Annotated in this window: 18 protein-coding genes; 17 read left to right on the top strand and 1 reads right to left on the bottom strand. The window is 44.0% G+C overall.

All coding sequences use genetic code 11. The features are described 5' to 3' along the window. Nucleotides 1–193: 193 nt before the first annotated feature. Genes K4H96_RS08655 through K4H96_RS08645 form a run of 3 tightly spaced genes read left to right on the top strand, consistent with a single transcriptional unit; the run spans nt 194 to nt 2,353 of the window. Entirely contained in the window at nt 194–886 is a 693-nt protein-coding gene (locus tag K4H96_RS08655) for an amino acid ABC transporter permease (protein WP_002905414.1), read from the top strand. Between the two features lie 3 nt (nt 887–889). Beyond that, nucleotides 890–1,576, top strand: coding sequence for an amino acid ABC transporter permease (locus K4H96_RS08650; RefSeq protein WP_223337690.1), 687 nt, complete (start codon nt 890–892; stop codon nt 1,574–1,576). 12 nt (nt 1,577–1,588) lie between these two features. Next, nucleotides 1,589–2,353: an amino acid ABC transporter ATP-binding protein gene (locus K4H96_RS08645; RefSeq protein WP_223337689.1), complete on the top strand. Its 765-nt coding sequence runs from the start codon at nt 1,589–1,591 to the stop codon at nt 2,351–2,353. 133 nt (nt 2,354–2,486) lie between these two features. Here the strand turns inward: K4H96_RS08645 and K4H96_RS08640 are convergent, their stop codons facing one another. Continuing rightward, entirely contained in the window at nt 2,487–3,239 is a 753-nt protein-coding gene (locus K4H96_RS08640) for a DeoR/GlpR family DNA-binding transcription regulator (protein ID WP_004185304.1), read from the bottom strand. A 185-nt stretch (nt 3,240–3,424) separates the two neighbouring features. Between K4H96_RS08640 and K4H96_RS08635 the strand changes: the two genes are divergently transcribed. The 14 genes from K4H96_RS08635 to K4H96_RS08575 all read left to right on the top strand — a co-directional run bounded on the left by K4H96_RS08635 (nt 3,425) and on the right by K4H96_RS08575 (nt 17,813). Beyond that, complete coding sequence (locus K4H96_RS08635; protein ID WP_002927999.1) at nt 3,425–4,171, top strand: class II aldolase/adducin family protein; 747 nt, start codon at nt 3,425–3,427, stop codon at nt 4,169–4,171. Between the two features lie 21 nt (nt 4,172–4,192). Then, entirely contained in the window at nt 4,193–5,959 is a 1,767-nt protein-coding gene (locus K4H96_RS08630; protein WP_223337686.1) for an L-fucose isomerase, read from the top strand. Between the two features lie 65 nt (nt 5,960–6,024). Beyond that, the gene (locus K4H96_RS08625; protein WP_002916544.1) at nt 6,025–6,321 is read left to right on the top strand and encodes a PTS sugar transporter subunit IIB; all 297 of its coding nucleotides are present in this window, start codon (nt 6,025–6,027) and stop codon (nt 6,319–6,321) included. A 4-nt stretch (nt 6,322–6,325) separates the two neighbouring features. After that, nucleotides 6,326–6,688, top strand: a complete 363-nt coding sequence (locus K4H96_RS08620; protein WP_004185308.1) for a PTS lactose/cellobiose transporter subunit IIA — start codon at nt 6,326–6,328, stop codon at nt 6,686–6,688. A gap of 1 nt (nt 6,689) precedes the next feature. After that, entirely contained in the window at nt 6,690–8,186 is a 1,497-nt protein-coding gene (locus tag K4H96_RS08615; RefSeq protein ID WP_223337685.1) for a sugar ABC transporter ATP-binding protein, read from the top strand. A 24-nt stretch (nt 8,187–8,210) separates the two neighbouring features. After that, entirely contained in the window at nt 8,211–9,194 is a 984-nt protein-coding gene (locus tag K4H96_RS08610) for an ABC transporter permease (RefSeq protein ID WP_004185311.1), read from the top strand. 56 nt (nt 9,195–9,250) lie between these two features. Further along, nucleotides 9,251–10,333, top strand: a complete 1,083-nt coding sequence (locus K4H96_RS08605; RefSeq protein ID WP_223337684.1) for an ABC transporter substrate-binding protein — start codon at nt 9,251–9,253, stop codon at nt 10,331–10,333. 42 nt (nt 10,334–10,375) lie between these two features. Then, on the top strand, nt 10,376–11,860 hold the full coding sequence (locus K4H96_RS08600; RefSeq protein ID WP_223337683.1) for a rhamnulokinase: 1,485 nt from the start codon (nt 10,376–10,378) through the stop codon (nt 11,858–11,860). Continuing rightward, a complete protein-coding gene (locus K4H96_RS08595; protein WP_223337682.1) occupies nt 11,861–12,289 on the top strand; it encodes an RbsD/FucU family protein in 429 nt (142 codons plus the stop codon). It begins immediately after the preceding gene. Nucleotides 12,290–12,476: 187 nt separating this feature from the next. After that, nucleotides 12,477–13,628 carry an iron-containing alcohol dehydrogenase gene (locus K4H96_RS08590; protein WP_223337681.1) on the top strand — a complete coding sequence of 384 codons (1,152 nt, stop codon included), beginning with the start codon at nt 12,477–12,479 and terminating at the stop codon, nt 13,626–13,628. Nucleotides 13,629–14,106: 478 nt separating this feature from the next. Further along, nucleotides 14,107–16,245 carry an ATP-dependent Clp protease ATP-binding subunit gene (locus tag K4H96_RS08585; protein WP_223337680.1) on the top strand — a complete coding sequence of 713 codons (2,139 nt, stop codon included), beginning with the start codon at nt 14,107–14,109 and terminating at the stop codon, nt 16,243–16,245. A 222-nt stretch (nt 16,246–16,467) separates the two neighbouring features. After that, nucleotides 16,468–16,746: a CAAX protease gene (locus K4H96_RS08580; protein WP_223337679.1), complete on the top strand. Its 279-nt coding sequence runs from the start codon at nt 16,468–16,470 to the stop codon at nt 16,744–16,746. Nucleotides 16,747–16,771: 25 nt separating this feature from the next. Further along, on the top strand, nt 16,772–17,137 hold the full coding sequence (locus K4H96_RS12385; protein WP_404969054.1) for a CPBP family glutamic-type intramembrane protease: 366 nt from the start codon (nt 16,772–16,774) through the stop codon (nt 17,135–17,137). A 418-nt stretch (nt 17,138–17,555) separates the two neighbouring features. Continuing rightward, nucleotides 17,556–17,813 carry a hypothetical protein gene (locus K4H96_RS08575; RefSeq protein ID WP_002893837.1) on the top strand — a complete coding sequence of 86 codons (258 nt, stop codon included), beginning with the start codon at nt 17,556–17,558 and terminating at the stop codon, nt 17,811–17,813. The last annotated feature ends 369 nt before the right edge of the window (nt 17,814–18,182 follow it).

Raw genomic sequence — 18,182 nt, 5'->3', positions numbered from 1 at the left:
TGCTGCTCTCTGCTGCTCATGGGAAACAAAAGGCTGACTGAGAAGCTAGCTGAATAAAGAACTGGAGAGTTCCGAGCTGACCTTGCTGCTGTTTGAAGGGATTTTCAAAGAGAGAGCATGGCTGCTCCAAGCTGAAAGTGCCCGTTCAAGAGAAGCTTATTCTATCTAATCACTGTCAAAGGAGAAGAAAATTATGGTCTCGTATGACTTGTCCCGTGTCTTTGGCCTGCTGCCTAGTCTGCTGCAGGCTCTGCCGACCACTTTATGGATTATGTTTGTGACAGCTTTGATTGGCTCCTTGCTGGGTGGTCTGTTGGCTTGGGCTCAGATTGCCGAGGAGCAGTCTTTCGCTGGTCTGGCTAGAGGATATATATTTATCCTTAGATGTACACCGCCTATTGTCTTGCTTTTCTTGGTTTTTTATGGCATTCCAGAGTTCTTAGAATGGTGGCTGGGGCTGGATATCAATAATTGGTCACGGACTGTTTTTGTCATCATCACCATGATTCTGCTCTTTGCGGCCATGATTGCGGAAGTCTTCAAGGCAGCTTATCTTGCTGTTCCCAAGGGGCAGACTGAGGCAGGTCTCAGTATTGGCTTGACACCGGCGCAGACTTTTCTGCGCATCGTCCTGCCACAGGCGTTTCGCATCGCCCTGCCCAATCTGACTACTGCCCTTCTTAATCTCATGCGGGATGCTGCGCTGGCTTATACGATTGGGGCAGTGGATGTCATGGGAGCAGGGCAAAATCTTATCAGTCGTAATCTGGGCAATTATTCCCTCGAAACCTATACAGCGGTGGCCTTGATTTACTGGGGAATTGCCCTAGTGGTTTCGCTGGCTTCCCAGCTTCTGGAAAAAAGTCTGACAGTCAAGGAGAGGTAAAGCATGGATTTGAATTATATTGTAAACACCTTTCTGGTTACTTTGAAAGGCATACCGGTAACCCTGATCATTATGGTGGTGGCTATTCTGCTCAGCTTTATTCCGGCCTTGCTCTTGGCTTTAGGGCAGATTTATAAAGTTCGAGGTGTGCGGACTTTTTCGGTGGTTTATCTGGCCTTCATTCGGGCAACGCCGCCCATTTTGCTCATTCTCTTTTTCTACAGTCTTTTTCCTAGCTTACTGAATCAAGTATTCAAAAGTCTGGGCAGTCAGGTAGACGTCTTTAAGTTCAATCCGCTTTACTATGCTTTCATTATTTATAGCCTGATGACAACAGGTAGTTTGTCGGAAATTCTGCGCTCTGCCATTTTGACAGTGGATAAAGGACAGTTAGAGGCGGCGCAGGCGATTGGTTTAACGAATTTTCAAGCCTATCTGAGAATTGTTTTTCCTCAGGCATTGCGCTCTGCCCTGCCCAATCTGGCCAATCTGGTTATCAATCTAGTCAAGGGAACCTCGCTGGTGTTTGTCATGACGGTCAAGGATATCACAGCCTTGGCTAAGATAGAGGCCTCCCACTCTTACCAGTATTCAGAGTCTTACTTGGTGATTTTTGTTATTTATCTCATTATTTGCGGCTTGATTCAGTGGATGTTTAGGGGCTTGGAAAAGCGCTACGCTCTTGCTTAGGAAGGAAAGATTATGTTAGAAGTAAAACATATCTCCAAACGATTTGGAGAGCACCAGGTGCTGGCAGATGTCAGTCTCAAGGTCAATCAAGGTGACGTTGTGGTTATTCTGGGACCCTCAGGCTCTGGGAAAACAACATTTCTGCGCTGTCTGAATCACTTAGAAAAAGCGGATGGCGGTCAGCTGACTTTGTCTGATAAGGACTATGATTTGGCTAAACTCAGCAAAAAGGAGATTTTGGAAATCCGTAGAAAGACGGCCTTTGTCTTCCAGCATTATAATCTCTTTGCCAATAAAACAGCCCTTGAAAATATCTTAGAGGGCTTAGTGATAGCTCGTAAGATACCGAGGGAAGAAGCGCTTGAGATTGCAGAAGAGTCCTTGAAGCGCGTGGGCCTCTTGGCCTACAAGGACTATTATCCTTCTCAGCTATCAGGCGGCCAGCAGCAGAGGATTGGGATTGCCCGTGCCATTGCTGTCAAGCCAGATGTCATCCTGCTGGATGAACCAACTTCGGCTCTAGATCCGGAACTGGTCGGCGAAGTTCTCAGCGTCATGAAACAGCTGGCCCAGGAGGGAGTGACCATGGTCGTTGTGACCCACGAGATGAGCTTTGCCCGTGATGTGGCCAACCATGTCATCTTTATGGACGGCGGTCATATCGTCGAAGAAAATCCTCCTCAGAAATTCTTCTCTAGCCCGAATGAAGAGCGGACCAAACAATTTCTGTCCCGCATTCTATCGGATGCCAGCTATAGTGTAGAGTATATGATTTAAAAATCTGGATTATGTCCAGATTTTTATTTTTGATAGAACGCTGTTATCCTTTGGCTCAATAATGAAAAAGATAGACAAAAAACTAGACCGAGATAAGCCTATCTCGGTCTAGTTTGTGTTTAAAGAAAGTTGCTTACCAGAGGATTTCGCACTGGCTCCCGACAGCGTTTTGGAAGGATTCAACTGGTGGCTGGTCGGTGATAATGCAATCCAGGCTAGAGTAGTTGGAAAGTTTGAAATAATGACTGGTGTTAAACTTAGAGTGGTCGGCCAATAGAATTGCCTTGTCGCTATTAGCTATCATTTCCCGCTTGATGTGCGCCTGATTGTGGTTGGCTTCGTAGGCGGCGTAGCGATCCAATCCGCGGCAGCTAAAAAACAGTAAGTCTGCATGGAAATTGTTGATGAAGTTGGCAGCAAAATCGCCCAGCGCAGAATTGGTCCCGCAGCCAATATGTCCGCCTGATAAAAAGAGGGTAACATTTTCAAAGTTATTTAGCTGGCGGGCTGCTTCAATACCATTTGTTATGACACGTAGGTTCTGGAAAGGTGCCAAATGCGGAATGAGCATAGCTGCAGTCGTAGAGCTGTCAATGAAGATAGACTGGTTATGAGTGATAAAAGTTGAAGCAATTTCAGCAATTTGTTGCTTGCTTTTTTCTTCTTCACGGGCGCGAGCAGAATACACATATTCTACATTATTAGCCGTAATCAGCATGACTTCACCATGAGAGCGGATGATCTTCCCCTCTTTTTCTAGCTCAATCAAGTCCCGTCGAAGCGTTGATGTAGAACAGTACAAAAGTTCTTCAAGTTGGGCGGTTGCAATAATCTTTCGCTTGCTGAGAATGTCTATAATTCGACTCATTCGTTCCAAAGAAACCATAGTGACCTCCACCGATGAACAAAGCTGAACATTTATGGTCACATTATAACACAATAAACGAAAAAAAATCAATATAGTAACCATTAGATTGAACGATTATGAACATTTTTGGCCATATTGTTATATAAAAGTTGGCTATTTATCAATTAAAGGTACAGGTATTGAATGCGCTTACCAAAAATACTATGATGAATCCAGAAAGGAGTGAGATTATGGATCATCAAGAAGAAATAATCCGCGAACAAATATGTGATGTATGCCACAAGATGTGGCAACTAGGCTGGGTAGCCGCTAATGACGGCAATGTCTCAGTCCGTCTAGACCAAGATACCATTATTGCAACGCCAACAGGTATCAGTAAGAGCTTTATCACGCCTGAAAAACTCGTCAAGCTCAATCTAAAAGGGGAGATTATCGAGGCTCAGGACGGCTATCGTCCATCCAGTGAAATCAAGATGCACATTCGCTGCTATGAAGAACGGGAGGATGTGAATGCTGTTGTCCACGCACATCCGCCAATTGCGACTGGCTTTGCGCTGGCTCATATTCCGCTTGATACCTATTCCTTGATCGAGAGTGCCATTGTAGTAGGAGCAATTCCCATCACTCCCTTTGGTGTGCCATCTACTATGGAAGTGCCAGATGCTATCACTCCGTACTTGCCAGAACATGATGTCATGTTACTTGAAAATCATGGTGCCTTGACAGTAGGAAGCGATGTGATTACAGCTTACTATCGGATGGAAACCTTGGAGCTGGTTGCTAAGACCACTTTCCACGGACGCATGTTGCTTTCTACTAAGGGAGTTGAGGAGGAGGAAATTTCTCGTCCAACCTTGGAACGCTTGTTTGCAATGCGGGCCAATTATAAAGTCACAGGCCGTCACCCTGGTTATCGTAAATATAATGGTGACGGAAGCATCAAAGAATAAGAAACATTGGAGGAAATGATTATGACTCAACATCCACGTATTGGAATTCGTCCAACCATTGACGGACGTCGCCAAGGTGTTCGGGAATCACTAGAAGTACAAACCATGAATATGGCTAAAAGTGTGGCTGACTTGATTAGCTCAACTCTGAAATATCCCGACGGTCAGCCTGTTGAATGTGTTATTTCGCCATCTACCATCGGACGTGTGCCTGAGGCAGCCGCATCACATGAATTATTCAAAAAATCAAATGTCTGCGCGACTATCACAGTGACACCCTGCTGGTGCTATGGTAGTGAAACCATGGATATGTCGCCAGATATTCCGCATGCTATCTGGGGCTTCAATGGCACTGAACGGCCAGGAGCTGTTTATCTCGCTGCAGTACTGGCTTCACATGCGCAAAAAGGAATTCCAGCTTTTGGTATTTATGGCAGGGATGTCCAGGAAGCTAGCGACACTGAAATTCCAGAAGATGTAAAAGAAAAAATTCTCCGTTATAGTCGGGCCGCTTTGGCAACAGGACTGATGCGTGACACAGCTTACTTGTCCATGGGCAGCGTCTCTATGGGAATCGGCGGCTCCATTGTCAATCCAGATTTCTTCCAAGAATACCTAGGTATGCGTAATGAATCAGTTGATATGACGGAGTTTACTCGTCGGATTGACCGGGGCATTTATGATCACGAAGAATTTGAACGGGCCATGGTTTGGGTCAAAGAACACATCAAAGAAGGTGTGGATCGTAACCGTGAAGACTTGGTTCTTTCTCCAGAAGAAAAAGCAAAACAATGGGAATTTGTAGTCAAGATGTTCATGATTGGCCGAGACCTTATGCAAGGCAACCCTCGCTTGGCTGAGCTTGGCTTTGAGGAAGAAGCTGTTGGGCATCATGCCTTGGTTGCTGGCTTCCAAGGTCAGCGTCAATGGACAGACCACTTCCCGAACGGGGACTTCATGGAAACCTTCCTCAATACTCAGTTTGACTGGAACGGCATTCGTAAGCCTTATGTCTTTGCGACAGAAAATGACTCGCTCAACGGTGTGTCTATGCTCTTTAACTATCTCTTGACAAATACACCGCAAATCTTCGCAGATGTCCGGACTTATTGGAGTCCAGAAGCGGTAGAACGTGTTACAGGGCATCAGTTAGAAGGTCAGGTAGCTGACGGCTTCCTGCACTTGATTAACTCTGGCTCTTGTACTCTGGATGGAACGGGGCAAGCCAGTCGAGACGGCAAGCCAGTCATCAAGCCATTCTGGGAATTGGAACAAAGCGAAGTAGATGCGATGCTTGAAAATACAGACTTCCCACCAGCCAATCGCGAATACTTCCGTGGTGGCGGCTTCTCTACTCGCTTCTTGACCAAGGGCGATATGCCTGTGACCATGGTACGTTTGAACATCCTTAAAGGTGTAGGTCCGGTCTTACAAATCGCTGAAGGTTATACTTTGGAATTGCCAGAGGAAGTGCATCATACCTTGGATAATCGAACAGATCCGGGCTGGCCAACCACTTGGTTTGCACCGCGTTTGACAGGAAAAGGTGCCTTCAAGTCTGTCTATGATGTTATGAACAACTGGGGAGCAAACCACGGTGCTATCACCTATGGCCATATCGGAGCGGATTTGATTACGCTGGCTTCTATGCTGCGTATCCCAGTCAATATGCACAATGTGCCAGAGGAAGACATCTTCCGTCCCAAGAACTGGTCACTGTTTGGCACAGAAGATTTGGAATCAGCCGACTACCGTGCTTGCCAATTATTAGGGCCAATTCATAAATAAAGATTTTGGGTGGGCGTGCCTCTTTCTGGGCATGCAGCCTACCCAATAGAAAGAGAGTAGCTTAGATGACCAAGACAATTATTCTAGCCTGCGTAGGTGGCTTAACAACAAGTATGCTGGTAGAGCGAATCAATGAAGTTATTCATCGTGACCAATTGGATTATTCCTTTTATTCCATTGGGATTACGGGTATGAATAACTTGAAGAATATTGATGTCTTATTGCTCAGTCCGCAATTAGCCTATTTAGAAGAAAAGGCTAAAGCAAGCCTACAGGTGCCAGTCGCAGTCATTAGTGATGAAGATTTCGAGTTGATGAGAGGCGAAGAAGTACTTCGTCAGGCTGAAGTATTGATGGACTAGGCCTATGGCAGGACAAGACAAAGGCTCAAGCCAAGAGCTGATGCGACTGATTATCAAGAGTAGTAAAGTGACTGCGCAAGTCATGCAGAGTTTGGAGTTGGCTCAGTCAGGTCAGAAGGAAGAAGCAAATGCTGAGTTGGAACAAGCGAGAAAACTCAGCGTGGAGGCTCACAACTTACAGACCAGCCTTATCCAGTCTGAACTGAGTGGTCAAGCCAATCCTCCAAGTCTGCTGGCGGTCCATGCTCAGGACCATTTTATGAATAGCCATTTATTACTCGAATTGGCCGCCGTATTTCTCAATCAAATAGAAGAAATCGAAGATTTAAAAGCAAGAATTGCAAAACTGGAACAGGTAGGTGAGTAGCATGGATCATCCTGTCATATTAGAAATGAAGGGCATTGTTAAAAGCTTCGGTCCAGTCCGAGCCTTAAAAGGGGTCAATTTTGACTTGCGGGCTGGTGAAGTGCATGCTCTAATGGGTGAAAATGGGGCTGGTAAATCCACTTTGATGAAGGTCTTGACTGGTATCTATGGAGCAAATGAGGGTAACATTCATTACAATCAAGAAGAGGTGGTCTATTCCAAGCCCAAGGAAGCAATGGACGCAGGAATCGTTATCGTTCACCAAGAATTGAATATGATGAACCATCTAACAGTGGCTCAAAATATCTTTATAGGACGGGAAGAAGTTCAAGGCAGCTTCTTTATTAACGATGCATCCAGTATTAAGAAAGCAAAAGAACTCTTTAGTCTTTTAAAACTAGACATCAACCCGACTGAAAAAGTAGGAAATCTGACAGTTGGGAAACAACAAATGGTCGAAATTGCCAAGGCCCTCTCAATGGATGCCAAGGTGATTGTCTTTGACGAACCGACAGCAGCTTTGACTGAATCGGAAATCAATGAGCTCTTTGTCATCATCGACGACCTGCGTGCAAAAGGTGTTGGTATTATCTACATTTCTCACCGGATGGATGAGATTGCCCGAATCACAGACCGCGTGACTGTTATGCGGGACGGTGAGTATGTAGGCACGGTCAATACCAAAGATACCACCAAGGATGAAATCATCTCTATGATGGTTGGACGGACGATTTATGAAGATCCTAAGGCTGCGTCAACAGTAGCAGAAGATGCTCCTGTGGTGCTGGAGGTGAAAAACCTCTGTGCTGGAACGGCCGTTAAAGATGTGAGTTTCAAACTCCATAAGGGTGAAATTCTAGGCTTCTCAGGATTGATGGGAGCCGGTCGGACAGAAGTTGCCCGTTTGCTGTTTGGTGCGGACAAAAAAGAAAGCGGTTCCATTGTTATAAATGGCAAAGAAGTAAGCATCAATTCTCCCCAAGATGCCATTCGGGAAGGGATTGGTTACTTATCTGAAGACCGCAAGCGCTTTGGCTGTATCGTGGACATGACCATTGCCAACAATACGGTTATAACCAATCTTGATAAGTATATCAAGGCTGGCTTGATTGATGATGGTGCTATTGTCAAGGCAAGTGATCAGTTTGTTCAATCTTTACATACTAAGACACCGTCATCCAAACAGCTGGTCCGCAATCTTTCGGGAGGAAACCAGCAGAAAGTAGTCATTGCCAAATGGCTGGAACAAAATAGCGATATTTTAATCTTTGATGAGCCGACACGAGGAATTGATGTCGGTGCCAAAAGTGAAATATACACACTGATGAATGATCTGGTTGCTCAAGGCAAATCCATTATTATGATTTCGTCAGAACTGACGGAAATCTTACGGATGAGCGATCGAATCGTAGTCATGTGTGAAGGTAGAAAAACGGGTGAGCTGGATATTAGCCAAGCAACACAAGAGAGAATCTTGGCGCTAGCGACTGACCGTTAAAAGTGAAAACAGAGGTGTTTACGTATGGAAGAGAAACAATCCTTATGGATGAAATTAGAAAAAACAGTTGGTTTACAAAAGCTGATTGCCTTGATTGCCTTGGTGGTAATCTTTGCCTTCTTTGCCATCTCCAGCGAATCATTTCGTTCGTTTGATACGGTAGTCAGTATCTTAGATGCGTCATATTACATTGGTTTCCTTGCCATTGGGGTCACATTTGTCATCATTACAGGTGGTATTGACCTCTCTATTGGTACGGTGATGATGTGCTCGGCTATTATCGGGGGTGTCCTTCATACCAAGATGGGCTGGCCGCTCTGGCTGTCTTTGCTGGCTATTCTAGTCATTGGAGGATTATTCGGCCTGCTGAATGGAATCATGGTCGCAAAGTTCGGTTTGCCGCCCTTTATCGCGACGCTGGGTACGATGATGATTTCCCGCGGTCTGAGTTCTATTGTCTCAAATGTGCAAAGTGTGACCTTCCCTCTTCGTGGAACAGGTGAAGGTTGGTACAAAGATTTATTCCGAACTCAGGATAATTTTCCGACAGGCTTGATCGTGCTGGTGCTTGTAGCTGTCCTTGCTGCGGTAGTATTGAACAAGACAAAAATTGGCCGCTATATCTTCGCGATTGGCTCCAATAAAGAAGCCACTCGTCTGTCAGGGGTCAATGTCGTCAAATGGGAAGGCATGGCCTATGTCATAGGCGGTTTGTCAGCAGGACTTGCTGCTGTTGCTTATGCGGCCACCTACTCTACGATTCTGCCAGGTACTGGTAACGGTATGGAGCTTGATGCAATTGCCGGTGTCGTAGTAGGGGGAACTTCTCTAGCTGGTGGTGTCGGATCTGTTATTGGTACCATTATCGGGGTCTTCATCATGTCAGTCCTGAAAATTGGTTTGCCATATATCGACCTACAACCCCACTATCAACTCTTTATTACTGGTTTCGTTGTTATTGTCGCTGTTTATTTTGATATTTTCATTCGCAAGAATAAGAAGAAATAAGTACAGCCCTCGCTATCATATATATGAGTGTATAAAACATAATAGGAGCTTTTATCATGAGAAAATCATTTAAATTTGCTACTGCGGCACTTCTTGCTGCTGCTGCGATTGGACTAGTTGCTTGTTCTTCTAAGAAAGACAACAACAAAGCTACAAACAGCAAGGGTGGAGACTATCGGGTAGAAGTAATTGCCAAAGGTTTCCAACATGACTTCTGGAAAGCCGTTAATAAGGGTGCTGAACAAGCGGCAGATGAATTTGGCGCTAAGATTACTTTTGTCGGCCCTCAAAATGAAACCGCTATCGCAGAACAATTGGAGCAGTTGAACAATGCCATTAACAAAAATCCAGATGCGATTGCCCTAGCAGCACTTGACACCGAATCAGAGCTAGACGCTATTAAACAAGCTCAAGCTAAGAATATCCCGCTGATTGGATTTGACTCAGGGGTTCCAGGTGCACCAGACGGTGCAATCAAAGCAACCGCCTCTACAGACAACCATGCTGCTGGAGCCAATGCAGCAGAACACTTGTTCCCATTGTTAGAAAAGAAATTGAGTGACAAACCGATTCGTATCGGAGTGGTTTCCCAAGAAGCAAACTCACTTTCTATCACACAACGGACTTCCGGTTTTATTGACAAGATGGTTGAGTTGCTAGAAAAGAAAGGCATCAAGACTGCAGTTGTTGGTCACGATAAATTCAAAAACAATGTCTCTGAATCAGATGCCAAAGCTATCATTGAAGTTCGTGTACCAGCTCAAGTAGACGATGCGGCAGGTAAGACTGAAGCATCCACTGTGCTTGAAAAATCAGATACAGTCGCTATTTACGCTTCAAATGAATTTGCAGCTAAAGCTATTATCAACGCAAATGGCAGTTTCAAGGAATCTAAGCTCGGTGCAGACAAGATTTTGGCTGTCGGTTTTGACTCAGGTGCCTTGCAGCAAGATGCAATTCGCAACGGTCTCTTTGTAGGATCTGTTACGCAAGATCCGATTCAAATCGGCTATCAATCTGTAAAATTAGCTATTGAAGCGGCTCAAGGAAAAGAAGTTAAAGATGTAGACACTGGATCAAAATGGTATGATGCCAAGAACATCGACTCTGATGAAATCAAACCATTGCTTTACCAATAATCAAAATCGTTTGTAAAGATCGGTGTATTGGAGGAGATGAGAATGACATTGATGAAATTACTGGCCATTGACCTAGGTGCTAGTTCAGGTCGTGTCATGCAAGCAATTTACAATGGCCATAGTATCCAGCTATCAGAAGTTCATCGGTTCAAAAACGAGCCGATGAACGTGAATGACGGTCTTTATTGGAATATCCTGCATCTGTTTGGAGAAATCAAGATTGGGATCAAGAAAGCTTCAGCAGATGGGATTCCTATTCGATCCATATCCGTTGATACATGGGGAGTGGATTATGCCTACCTAGACCAAAACGGAGATTTGCTCTACCAGCCGCATTGTTATCGCGACAATCGTATGGGCCAATACGAAGAAACTTTTTATAAGAAAATCAACAAAGAAGCGCTTTTTGAGGAGACAGGTGTACAGCCTGCTTGCATTAATACAGTCCTGCAAATATTCGCTGATTTGCAGGAAAAGCCCCATTTGGCAAGAGTTGCAGAGCGCGTGCTCTTCATGCCGGATTTGATTAACTATCTTTTGTCAGGTGTTTTATCCAGCGAGTACACTATTGCCAGCAGCAGCGGTTTGCTCAATATCAATTCTCAGACATGGTCTGACAGCGTTTTTGAGACGCTGGAGATTCCTAAAAAGTGGTTTGGTGAGGTGATACAGGGAGGAAGAGTCCTGAGAAGCCTGTCGCCACGGATTACACAAGAGCTGAAAATTGAGCCTTTTGATGTCATTGCAGGTGCTGGTCATGATACAGCGGCAGCTGTTCTGGCTATTCCTTATGCCAGTGAGCAGCCAACAGCCTTTATCTCTTGCGGTACTTGGTCTCTGGTTGGTCTAGAATCTCCGAATCCTGTGACCAGCCAGGAAGCTTTAGCGGCCAATCTGACCAATGAAGGCTGCTTTGACGGACGCTATCGGATTTTGAAGAATACGACAGGGCTCTGGATTATCCAAGAACTGCAGCGGGACTGGCGCTTGCAAGGAGAGGACATCAGCTTTGATGAAATGGTAACACTAGCAAGAAACGTCACGAATAATCGCTCTTGGATTAACCCCAATGATGCTATTTTTGCAGCTCCGGGAGACATGGAGGCTAAGGTCAAGGAGCGTTGCCATATGACCAACCAGCCTGTTCCGCAAAGCAAAGGAGAGGTTGTCCGAGTGGTCTTGGAAAGTCTCGCTTTTGCCTATCGTCAAACCGTGGAGCAAATTGAGAGCCTGACCGGTCAGAAAATCGAGCAGATTCACATGGTCGGCGGCGGTATCCAAAATGAACTGCTCTGCCAGCTGACAGCTGATGTGAGCCAGAAACCAGTCCTAACAGGGCCGATTGAAGCCAGTGCTTTGGGAAATATCTTGGCACAGCTTTTGACCTTGGGTGAGATTCAAGATCGCCAGGCTGCCCAAAAGCTCGTCAAGGATTCAGAAAAGACCAAGCAATACCAAGCTCAAGAAGGCTCAGACTTGGCTCAATCCTATCAAGAATTTCAAGCAAGTATGAAAGTAGGAAGCTAGATGTTAAAGCATATTCCAACTATTTTAAGTCCAGAATTGGTCAAGTATCTGATGGAGATGGGCCACGGGGATGAAGTGGTCATTGCTGATGCAAACTTCCCTGCCCATCGGATTGGTCAGCGGGTTGTTCGCTGTGACGGCCACGGAGTTCCAGCACTGCTAGATGCTATCTTGACTGTCCTGCCCTTGGATACTTATAGTGATTACCAAGCAGGTCTTATGCAGGTAGTGCCGGGAGATACGACTATACCAGTCATCTGGGAAGACTACAAGGTTTTGTTAGAAAAGCACTATCCAGGTACAGCCATTAAAGAATTTGAACGCTTTGCTTTCTATGAGCAGGCAGAAAAAGCTTATTTGGTCATCCAAACGGGCGAGGGAGCTCTGTACGGCAATATCATTTTGAAAAAAGGTGTCATTACCAGCTAATGAAAAAACAGGTAAGAGGTGGACAAGGCTGCTTCTAAAAAGGAGTGTCCTTGTTCCTCATCTTTATCTGGAGCTTTCTTTGCTTTTTTTATCAAATAACTTGTTAAAAAAATCACAAAAATTTTGCAAAAATCTGCTTTTTGCAGTATCATTATATTAACAATATGAATTGTAAAGGAGAAAATATATGTCTACATTTTACGTACCCGATGTCAATCTTATTGGCAAAGGTGTTGTCAAGGAAGTTGGGCCTTATGTTAAGGAGCTGGGTTATAGCAAGGCCTTGCTGGTGACGGATAAGTTTATCGAAGGCAGTGATATCCTGCCGCAAATCCTAGCACCACTAGATGCGGAAGGCATCCAGTATGTGGTCTTCAGCGATGTTGAGCCAAACCCGACTTGTAAGAACGTCATGGATGGTGTAGCTGCTCTCAAGGAACACAACTGTGACTTCATCATCAGTGTCGGCGGAGGTTCACCTCAGGATGCGGCTAGCTGTATTTCAGTTATTGCGACAAATGGTGGTAAACCACAAGACTACGAAGGCTTGCACAAGTCTGCTAAGAAAGGTCTGCCAGTAGTGGCAATCAATACTACAGCGGGAACTTCAGCTGAAATTACCATTAACTATGTCATCACAGATGAAGAACGCAAGGTTAAGATGGTTATGGTGGACAAGAATAGCTTGGCCCTGATCTCAGTCAATGACCCCGAACTCATGGTATCCAAACCAGCCGCCCTCACAGCAGCAACAGGTATGGATGCATTGACTCACGCGGTCGAAGCTCTCGTCACACCAGGAGCCTACGGCGTAACCAAGAAATTATCTATCGGAGCTATTGAACTTATCAAGGAATACCTTCCTCGTGCGGTTGCAAATGGCTATGATATTGAAGCGCGTGAAGGCATGGTGAATGCCATCTTCCTTGGTGGTATGTCCTTTAACAATGCTGGTCTAGGTTATGTTCACTCTATGGCTCACCAGCTTGGGGCAGTTTACAATCTGCCACACGGTGTCTGCTGTGCCATGCTCCTGCCAGTTGTAGAGCGTGAAAATGCTAAACGGGTACCAGAAGCTTTCCGCAATGTTGCCAAAGCTCTTGGTCTGCAAATCGAAGGCAAGACTGACGAAGAATGCGCTGCTTATGCTATTTCTGAAATCGAAAAACTGTCTGAAACGGTTGGTATTCCGAAGAAACTTACTGAACTTGGTATCGATGAAAAAGACTTTGATTTTGAATACCTATCTAAAAACGCTTTGATTGATGCTTGTGCGCCAGGCAATCCATTCATGCCAACTCTAGAAGAAACGATTGCTTTATATAAAGAACTCTTCTAAGAACGAAAAAATTCTGCTGAAATAAACAAAGCTCTGCATGACTCTAGCTTGCAGGGCTTGTTTTATAGGAATGAAAAGAACCTTAATGATAATTTTGATTACATTTGTAAATTTATTTTAAAAAATTATGTAAAATCTATTGACAAATAGATTTTATCGTGATAGAATTACAACTGTAAACAAAAAAGTTTACGTAAATTTAATCAGAAGATATGAATACAGCCGGAAGGCAATTATTTTTGGGAGGATTAAAAGTTATGTAAAATCATCTTCTTCTGAAAGAGATTTAATTAACTCATAAAAATAGAGACTGAATCAGTCTTGATTTTTGGAAATGAAATAAGTTATGTAAAATAATAGATAGGAGAAGATCTCCCAAATGAAAATTTATAGTAGATAAGGAAGAGATTTCTTATCTGAAACTTTGGTAAAAACAAAAATTATGTAAAGCAAAATATGAAAAAAGCGAGGTAATGCTATGAACAACAACTACAACAATTTTAACAATATGGATGACCTTTTCAACCAACTTATGGGACGCATGGGTGGCTACAACAGCGAACACCGGCGCTACTTGATTAATGGTAGAGAGGTCACACCAGAAGAGTTTGCTCAGTATCGGGCTACTGGCAAGCTCCCTGGTCAGGGAACAGGTGAGCAGACTGGACAAGCTGCTGCTCATGGACCTAAGCAGGATGGTATCCTAGCTAAGCTGGGTCGCAATCTGACTCAGGAAGCGCGTGATGGCAAGTTAGATCCAGTCATTGGGCGCAATAAGGAAATACAAGAAACTGCTGAAATCCTTTCTCGCCGGACTAAGAATAATCCGGTTCTGGTCGGAGATGCCGGAGTTGGTAAGACAGCTGTCGTAGAAGGATTGGCTCAGGCCATCGTTAACGGTGATGTGCCAGCAGCCATCAAGAATAAGGAAATTATCTCTGTTGATATTTCCGGTCTGGAAGCTGGGACTCAGTATCGTGGTAGCTTTGAAGAAAATATCCAAAACTTGGTCAATGAAGTCAAGGAAGCCGGCAACATTATCCTCTTCTTTGATGAAATCCATCAAATCCTAGGAGCAGGATCTATCGGTGGAGATAGTGGCTCTAAGGGCATGGCGGATATTCTCAAACCAGCGCTTTCTCGTGGTGAGTTAACCGTCATCGGGGCTACTACTCAGGATGAGTATCGTAACACCATTCTCAAAAATGCAGCTCTGGCTCGTCGTTTCAATGAAGTCAAGGTCAATGCACCATCTGCCGAAGATACCTATCAGATCCTTCGAGGTATTCGGGACTTGTACGAAAAGCATCACAATGTCATCCTGCCGGATGAAGTGCTGAAAGCGGCTGTGGATTACTCTGTTCAGTATATTCCACAACGGAGCCTGCCAGACAAGGCGATTGACCTGGTCGACGTGACTGCTGCCCACTTGGCAGCCCAGCATCCAGTGACTGATGTTCATGCGGTTGAAAATGAGATTGCTGAACAGAAAGACAAGCAGGAAGCGGCTGTTGAGAAAGAAGATTATGAAGCAGCTCTAAATGCCAAGACCCGCATTGAAGAGTTGGAAAAGAAAATTCAAAATCACACCGAGGACATGAAGGTGACAGCTACAGTCAACGATGTAGCAGAGTCTGTTGAACGGATGACGGGTGTACCAGTATCTCAGATGGGTGCCAGCGACATTGAGCGCCTCAAGGGCATGAATGACCGTCTCAAAGCTAAAGTTATCGGCCAAGATAAGGCTGTAGAAGCCGTGGCTAGAGCTATTCGCCGTAACCGTGCAGGATTTGATGAAGGCAACCGTCCAATCGGAAGCTTCCTCTTTGTTGGACCAACTGGTGTTGGTAAGACTGAGCTGGCTAAGCAACTAGCTCTGGATATGTTCGGTACTAAAGAGGCCATTATCCGTCTGGATATGTCAGAATACTCCGACCGGACTGCTGTTTCCAAGCTGATTGGTACGACTGCAGGCTATGTCGGATATGATGACAACAATAACACTTTGACCGAGCGTGTACGCCGCAATCCTTACTCTATCATTCTCTTGGATGAGATTGAAAAGGCGGATCCACAAGTGATTACCCTTCTCCTTCAAGTTCTGGATGACGGTCGTTTGACAGATGGTCAAGGGAATACAGTCAACTTCAAGAACACGGTCATCATTGCGACTTCCAATGCTGGCTTTGGCTACGAAGCTGGCTTGGAAGAGGATGCAGAAAAACCTGATCTGATGGATCGACTCAAAGCTTACTTCCGTCCAGAATTCCTCAATCGTTTCAACGCAGTTATTGAGTTCTCTCATCTCAAGAAAGAAGATTTGATGGAGATTGTTAACCTCATGCTGATCGAAGTAAATCAAACCTTGAGCAAGAAAGAAATTGATCTGGCTGTATCTGATGCAGCTAAGGAATTCCTGCGCGACGCTGGTTATGACCAAGTCATGGGTGTTCGTCCGCTGCGCCGTGTCATTGAGCAGCAAATTCGTGACAAGGTGACTGACTTCCACTTGGATAATCTAGATGCTAAGCACTTGACAGCCGATTTGGAAGATGGTGTCTTAGTTATTCGTGAAAAGGGTGCTGACGCATCTGAAAAAGACAAGCAAGCAGAATAAAGCTTACTAAGACAATTAAGTTTTCAAAGACCTCCTTCTTAGATGAAGGCAGGTCTTTTTTGTTAAGTAGGAATTCCAAATTACTTTCTGTGAATAAATTAGTATCTATCCCAACATCTCGACTAAATTCTCCTTGATATTGCTGAAGCAGTCGATGACTCGAATCAACCTAGCTTCTCTCAAATAAGAGAGATGAATAATTTTTGACGAAAGCAGATTGCTATGAAACAGTCCATAACTACACTTAAACACAATGTCATTATCTTTGCTACTCTCAGCACTCTAAGCGGCTGGGTTGGTTATGTTGTTGATAAAGTAACCGGTCAGGCTCATTACGAAAATATAGAAACAGAGATAGGAAGTGGCTCTTTAGGGATGCTGATTTGGCTGGTAACTACGTTAACCTGTACCATCTTTCTTCGAAGCTTTGGCGGAGACGGCTGGAAAGAGGCTGGTTTTTCCATTAATTTTAAAAATAACAAAAAAATTATAGCTTGTTAGTTTTTTAGTCTACCCTCTTGTTACGATGATAGTGATACTCTTGGGACTGATGACACAAGGCATCAGAGTGACAGATGTGAAGGTTGAGTTCACGTCCTATCTTGGAATCTTGCTAACACAGGTCGGAACTCAATTCATAAAAAATATTTTTGAAGAATCTGTTTGGAGGGCAAATCTTACTAATCAATTAATCAAATTAAAATTATCCGACTTAAAACTATATCTATTTGTTGGCTTTATCTGGTGGATTTGGCATCTGTCTTACAATATGAAGTTTCTGTCTGAGAGAGAAATCCAAAATACCTTGCCGGTTGGAAGTCTTACATTCTTCCTTATCGGGCGGGATGATAACTGTTGTATGCTGGACGGTCATGTACACAGAGATTTTTAGACTTACTAAGTCTGTCTGGCCACTGGTAATTATGCATATTATGGAAGATGCGGTTATAAATCCTTTACGATTACTAGGCTTTGTCTCGGTAGAAAAAAATCAAGCTTTCCTCTTCTCGCTTTCAGTGGGGATGATTCCGACTATTCTTTATTTAACAGTTGGTCTAGCTATACGGAAATGGAGAAAAAAACAGGAGTATGGAAAGTAGAGCTAACAGAGTAACAAAAGACGATAATGTTGATTCTTTTTTTATTTAATAGAGGTAAAAGGCTATCAAAAGTCTGTAAAAATGAAAAAAGTTGACATTTCAATRRRTTRTGTTCTAATTTTTTGTACATTTTCAAGTTTTTATATATGTAAATGTCAGAAAAAAGTGTATAATGGATTAGTAAATTAAATTTTAGGAGAGGATTTAATTATGAAAAAGTTGGATATTACAACCATGCCCGACTATAGGAAAGTCGAGGCTGTTGTTCAGTTGTTAGTTAATGGAACCTTAACTAGTTATCGAATTGCGACGGATGCAAACATCAGCAAGATGAGTATCCTGACTTTAACTAAAGGGACCAGCAAAATTAAGAACATTACTTATCAAACTGCGATGGCCTTAATTAATTGGTATGAAGAAAACCATGAAAAATATGGCATCACCATTCATCAAAAGGCCGCAGGATAGTCTAAAACTATGATGTAGCTCAACCCTAACCCAGCTAACCATTTGGATAGCTGGGTTTTTCTATGTCTCTTAATGAGACAAGCCGAGGGCGCAGTCGAATTTAGAGGCATTGATGCAGACTGAGCGCAAGCGAAGTCTACGTTCCGCTAATTTCTTAGCGATTGCCGGCTCGCAGAGCCGAGCAGAGCTTAGAGGCATAGATGCAGTTTGAGCGTAAGCGAAACTACGTTCTGCTAAAACTTAATGAAACAAGTCTAAGACTCAATTGAACTTAGGAGCATTCATGCTTACTTAATTATTTTTATCTGTCCTTATGGGCAGATTTTTTTGACAGTCCAAGAGTGAACAGTCGCCTGTGTAATTCTTGGT

Source organism: Streptococcus sanguinis (genome assembly GCF_020729765.1).
GTDB lineage: Bacteria > Bacillota > Bacilli > Lactobacillales > Streptococcaceae > Streptococcus > Streptococcus sanguinis_Q.
The sequence above is the reverse complement of the archived record's forward strand: the minus strand, read 5'-3'. Positions and strand labels throughout refer to the sequence as shown.